This is a genomic window from Mesorhizobium sp. M7A.F.Ca.CA.004.04.2.1 (assembly GCF_004022825.1).
Taxonomy (GTDB): Bacteria; Pseudomonadota; Alphaproteobacteria; order Rhizobiales; family Rhizobiaceae; genus Mesorhizobium.
In genome coordinates, this window is sequence record NZ_RZPH01000320.1 from 1 (window position 1) to 5,709 (window position 5,709).

Below are 5,709 nucleotides of genomic sequence, written 5' to 3' on the forward strand. Positions count from 1 at the left end.
GAATTCCTGGCACAAGGCACGCTCTATCCCGACGTCATTGAAAGCGTCTCCTTCTCCGGCGGCCCGTCGGTGACGATCAAGTCGCACCACAATGTCGGCGGCCTGCCCGCGCGCATGAACATGCAGCTGGTCGAGCCGCTGCGCGAACTGTTCAAGGACGAGGTGAGGGCGCTCGGCAAGGAGCTCGGCCTGCCCGAAAGCTTTATCGGCCGCCATCCATTCCCCGGCCCAGGCCTCGCCATCCGCTGCCCAGGCGGGATCACCCGCGAAAAGCTGGAGATCCTGCGCGAGGCCGATGCCATCTATCTCGACGAGATCCGCAAGGCCGGCCTCTACGACGCCATCTGGCAGGCCTTTGCCGTGCTGCTGCCGGTGCAGACGGTCGGCGTGATGGGCGACGGCCGCACCTACGAGTTCGTCTGCGCGCTGCGTGCCGTCACCTCGGTCGACGGCATGACGGCGGATTTCTACCACTACGACATGGCCTTCCTCGGCGCCGCCGCCACCCGCATCATCAACGAAGTCCGCGGCATCAACCGTGTCGTCTACGACGTGACGTCGAAGCCGCCGGGAACAATCGAGTGGGAATGATTCAGGCCTACTCAAACGCCGCCGAGAATACGCCAATCTGCGATGTAACATACTGAAAACGAAAATAAATCCTTTCAGAGACAATCAGCGACAATCGGCACGCAGAGATTGGCTTTGACGGGCCGCCTGACGGACCTTCCGCATATTGCCCCCCCGAGTTTTTCTAAGTACCGTCAGAGCCAATGAGGCTTGTGACGGTACTTTTTTGTGCCTTAAGGCATTGAAGAAAAAAGGAACTTTCTGTCACGAAGCTTCGAAATTGTACTGACGGTACTTTTTAGGAGGCAATGGGTATGCTGACGGACGCCGCCCTTAAGGCACTGAAACCAAAAGAAAAAGCCTACAAGATTGCTGACCGTGACGGCATGTACATTCGCGTCATGCCCAGTGGCACGATCTCGTTTCGGCTGGATTACAGGCTGAATGGACGCCGTGAGACGGTCTATCTAGGCAGATATGGCAGAGATGGAATCTCGCTCGCGTTGGCACGAGAGAAGTGCCTTGATGCCAAGCGCGCCGTCAGCGAGGGACGTTCGCCGGCGATCGAGAAACAGCGCGACAAGCGCCGCCTGAAAGAGGCAAAGAGTTTCGGCGAATTCGGCGAGAAGTGGCTCGCGGCCGCGCCGATGGCCGACAGCACGCGCGCCATGCGACGCGCCATCTTCGAACGGGAGCTTCTTCCGGTCTGGCGCAATCGCTTGCTGACGGAGATCACGCCCGATGACCTGCGGGCCCATTGTGGCGCGATCGTTGAACGCGGTGCTCCGGCGACCGCCATCCACGTTCGAGACATACTGAAGCAAATCTACGGCTTCGCGATCTTGCATGGTGAGAAGGTCGCCAATCCGGCCGAAGAGGTTGGACCGGCATCGATCGCCACCTTTGTTCCAAAGGATCGCTCGCTTTCGCCCGCGGAAATTCGAGTGATGCTGAAGCAGCTGGAGCATATCGCTACACTCCCCACGATCCGTTTGGGAATGCGGCTTTACCTGCTCACTATGGTGCGCAAGAGCGAGCTGCAGGACGCGGTATGGGACGAGGTCGATTTCGAAAATGCGGTCTGGACGATCCCGAAGGAACGCATGAAGCGCTCGAAGGCGCACAATGTATACCTGTCACGCCAGGCGCTCGACATTATGATCGCCCTAAAGACCTGCGCGGGAAATTCCAGATACTTGCTGCCGTCGCGGTACGACGCAGATGCTCCTATGTCGCGCGCCACCTTTAACCGGGTCACGTACGCCGTCATCGAACGCGCGAAGTCCGAGGGGCTGCCTCTGGAGCCGTTTACGGTTCATGACCTGCGGCGCACGGGCTCGACGCTGTTGAATGAACTTGGTTTCAACAGTGATTGGATTGAAAAGTGCCTGGCGCATGAGGACGGGCGCTCGTCGCGCGGTGTCTACAACAAGGCCGAGTATGAGGTGCAGCGTCGGCATATGATGCAGGAGTGGTCGGACATTTTGGACGCCTGGGTCCAAGGCAAGAAGTATGTGCCAACGCTCATCCCGCCGTCGATGCCGATCTTGCAGGCCGACCCGGCGTTTTGACTGGAGCCCCGGTGTTGCCTTCACGCGACGCGTCTTGACAATTGATCAACGTTTCCGCTGCCAGAGTTGGTGCAATCGCCACATCGCCTTGCTTGTCCGAGCGCCGTCCGGACCACCAGCTACGGGCTTGGGCAGATTTTCTCGACCTTGCCCGAACAGACGGACTTCAGTTTCACCAGACTTGGAAAGTAGTCTGCCAACGGGGCAAATTCTTTTGCAAAGCAGCCGTTGGCGTCGGGCCAAAACCATGGTCCCCCCTTCGGTTCGGGAGGCCAGTGCCCGGGAGGCATGGTCCTGTTAGCGGCCATCTCGATGATGCTGCTGCAGAACTTGTGGTTCGTCGTCACTTGGGGCAGGCCGTGGCACCTGAAACACCCACCTGCGTCTGGGGGAACGATCGGGCCAAAATTAGACCAAGGCTCGGGTTCGTCCCCAAGACCGACAAACTCAAACGTTTGCGACTTCGGCACGTCCTCCGCGTACATTGACTTGATGGTCTGACTAAGCATCGTCTTCGGGTGCACAATGAACGGGTTATTGCCGAGGCGGCAGACGTTGCAACGATCTTCACCGTCTTTGGGATGCACCAGTTCACCGAAATCCCGCGTCTTGAAATCATCCCAGGTGATGCGGCTCGTGCCGGAACCTTCGTAGACAATGTTGTCGAATAAACACGCCTTCTTTTGCAGCTTGTCTGCACAGATCGTGCCGACATATTGCACAGGCCAACCGGGTTTGCGCCTGACGAGCGCTACGCAGAAACCGCCGGAGATATCATCCCTATAGGTCCACACCTCGGCGTCAGTCCAATCTGAAGGGAAGAAATACCTATGTGTTTCGGAACCGAGGTCCTCCCTATGGACCCAGCGCTTGTCCGCCGCGAATGAGCCGGGCACGGGTACTCCCGCATCGCGACACGCCTTCAGGTATGCTGGAACGTCGTCGCGGAATTTCGCCTCGCCCACTGCGGGCCAGCCACTCTCCGTGAGCGCGGGGCCGGCACCTTGTCGCTCGATGATGTCTTTGGCCTTTTGCCATTTGCTGACGAGCCGGCGAGCAACATCTCGCTGCTGTATGGCAGCATCGGTGTTCGCCAGAGCCGCTGCAAGTTCGATCTGCACAAAGCTTCTTTCTGCCTGCTGCGCCCGCGAAACGACTGGTCCCTTGAGCGTATCGATCATCTGCCTGTATCGGTCAGACGCTTCTTCAACGAGCAGCCCTTCGACGCAACCGCGAGCGCGTTCCAGCAGCTCCCCGCGATTCTTGTCGGTGACGTTGACCTCTACTCCTGAGGGCACTTCGAAAATGCCGCCATACGCGGCGACGAGATCACATGACATGGCCAACGAAGAGAGGCTTCCTGATCCTTCATCGGCCGCCATCAATAGGGTCGAGACGTAAGCGACGATCAGCAACGCCCCAGAGGCTGCGACGGTTCTCCAACGCATCAGCATTCAGTTCCTGACAAGCTTGAGCAACCGGGCCGAAACGGTGTGTGAAGGAAAGTCCCTGTAGCGATATTGCATGAAGATGTTTCGCCGAGCCTGTCGATCAGCAAAAGGGCATCGCGGGTTTTCACTGCGGGTCCGCTTGCGGCGATCCAGCGAAGCGCGGCCTCCTGAAGCCCTTTATGCATGCCTGCTTCGTCCAATACCTGTTTCCAGGTCCGCGACTTGAAATGGGTCTTGCCGGCTACAGCCATGACGGCGGGCGAGCGAGCCGTCCAGAATGTCCGCCGCAACCATTCGCTGCAGAACGTCGGCCACATCGACGAGCGGAACCGTCAGCGGCAGATAGCCAATCTCTGCCGGACCATGAATCATGGCGACATCGGCATCGGCACTGCGGCGTCCTGTGAGATAATCCTCGAAGACTTTCCGATGCCGATCATCCCGAACTGCCAGCATTCAGCTGCTCTGAGGGCACCCATGCTCGCCGCACCGAGTAGGCGGCAGCCGGCGTCAAGCGCGAACAGAATTTCCTTGTGCCATACTGCAGGTCCCGATTCGAATAGGCCGTCGATCAACCCGATGACCTTGCGCCCCTCGAGCACCGCGCGCATGACATCGCCGCACCGGGCCGGTGGCGCAATGTCAAACGCCTGCCCACCTTGCACACCAGCGAGCGCGATACAGGCTTGGACCGACGAAGATCAGAGGCCTTATGCGAGGCTCCATTGCCGCAGTAGCTTGCGGGCAGCTCGTCCGGACTGTGCATAGGATTCGGGTTGGTGCGTGCTGACCAGGTCGTCGGCAAGCACGCGTACCGCTTCGATCCCGAATCTGCCGCCGCCGAGCGGGAAAACATAGATGTCGCGGACGCCCTCCGTCACGCTGCCGACGGTATCTTGCAAACTCAGATCCTGGCGTTGGTTCAGGAGGCCACCTTGCGGCAGAAGCCGGTAGCTGCCGAACAAGCACGATCCAAGGTCGGGATTGTAGGTGAGATAATAGGAGCAATGGACATTGTCGAGTGGACGCGATGGATCCCATATATCCTTCGTTCCTAGGACATAATCATTCCTCGTGCGCAGGACGGTGGCGGATTGTCCGGCCTCGAGATCGTCCAGTTGAACAAGCCTCCTGTTTCAGTCTTAGTATCGGCGCTAACCATCCAGATCGCGCTATGCCGTTCTTGCCGCGTGATCCAGGCCTTTGACAGGACGGGCTCGGCGTTGTTTCACGTCGGGATTTGGTGCGCGGAGGATAGGTTTCGAGCGGCGGGCCGAAAGCCATGCCTGAACCTCGCCGAGGTCCCAAACCACGCATCGGGCGGTCAACGCGAAGCGTCGCGGAAATTCGCCCCGCTGTTCCATTTCGTAGATCGTGCTGTCTGCAAGGGGCACCATTTCACGCAATTGGTGTCTCCGGATTGTACGCTTCAGTACCTCTTCATTCGATCGACCCATTTCGCACTCCTCAGCATGGGCCCAAATTCAAGGCGAAGGTGTTCGATAATGAAAGAGCGTCCTGTCCCGCGTCGCATCATCGGCGGTTTTTACCTGCAAAAGGGACAAGTCACGCGTTGTGGTGGTCAACTTTTCGCAAATGGCTTCTGCCGCCACGACACTCGCGCCAACCCGCATCTGCAATCTCGGATCGATCTCCAGCGTGCGCAGGAAGGCGATTCGTTCTGTCAGCCCGGACTAGGTTCGACGCACCAGGTGCTTCCGGCGCCGAGCGCAGCCAATGAAAGCGGGTTTGGCCGATTCGACGGATCAACCTCCAACAGCCTGTCCATTGAGGCAAGCCGATCCAGCGAGATACCCGCAATGATCGCGTTCTCTGCCCGTCGGCGGGCAATCCGTATGCAGACCTGGTTTCTGATCGGCAATGATGTCGCCGAACTCATGACCGTTCTTTGGCAAGCGGCCTCGGCCGCACGATGCTCAAATCAAATTTGGTTGGCAGGTCAGGTCCCGTATTGTTGACGGCGGAGGTGGGCATTCGATGGGCGGGCGGGATGATTACCATCCGGACGTGTCGTTCAGGCCAGAGCGGCTTCCCGAAGAGTAGGAAAACGCCTGCTACGAGAACGATGATCAACCCCGCTGCGAACGCATTCGCGA

General features: G+C 58.9%; 6 protein-coding genes and 2 pseudogenes. 2 read left to right on the forward strand and 6 right to left on the reverse strand.

The window, feature by feature from the left end; all coding sequences use genetic code 11:
* Together EN893_RS15860 and EN893_RS15865 are read left to right on the forward strand one after the other, a co-directional pair.
* Positions 1–591, forward strand: a pseudogene (locus EN893_RS15860) (GMP synthase (glutamine-hydrolyzing)); the annotation flags it as partial.
* Between the two features lie 293 nt (positions 592–884).
* Positions 885–2,141 (forward strand): site-specific integrase, encoded by a 1,257-nt coding sequence (locus EN893_RS15865; RefSeq protein WP_127267910.1) that lies wholly within the window; start codon positions 885–887, stop codon positions 2,139–2,141.
* A gap of 119 nt (positions 2,142–2,260) precedes the next feature.
* On the opposite strand, the gene EN893_RS15870 is transcribed toward EN893_RS15865, so the two are convergent.
* The 6 genes and pseudogenes from EN893_RS15870 to EN893_RS39265 form a co-directional block, all read right to left on the reverse strand.
* Positions 2,261–3,595 (reverse strand): hypothetical protein, encoded by a 1,335-nt coding sequence (locus EN893_RS15870; RefSeq protein WP_127267911.1) that lies wholly within the window; start codon positions 3,593–3,595, stop codon positions 2,261–2,263.
* A 174-nt stretch (positions 3,596–3,769) separates the two neighbouring features.
* A complete protein-coding gene (locus tag EN893_RS15875) occupies positions 3,770–4,048 on the reverse strand; it encodes a TfuA-like protein (RefSeq protein WP_127267912.1) in 279 nt (92 codons plus the stop codon).
* A 254-nt stretch (positions 4,049–4,302) separates the two neighbouring features.
* Positions 4,303–4,557, reverse strand: a complete 255-nt coding sequence (locus tag EN893_RS15885; RefSeq protein WP_127267914.1) for a hypothetical protein — start codon at positions 4,555–4,557, stop codon at positions 4,303–4,305.
* Between the two features lie 207 nt (positions 4,558–4,764).
* A complete protein-coding gene (locus tag EN893_RS15890) occupies positions 4,765–5,049 on the reverse strand; it encodes an AlpA family phage regulatory protein (RefSeq protein ID WP_127267915.1) in 285 nt (94 codons plus the stop codon).
* A 168-nt stretch (positions 5,050–5,217) separates the two neighbouring features.
* Positions 5,218–5,444: pseudogene (locus EN893_RS39260) on the reverse strand (hypothetical protein); the annotation flags it as partial.
* 44 nt (positions 5,445–5,488) lie between these two features.
* On the reverse strand, positions 5,489–5,709 hold a 221-nt coding region (locus EN893_RS39265), incomplete at its 5' end, for a hypothetical protein (RefSeq protein WP_128361636.1).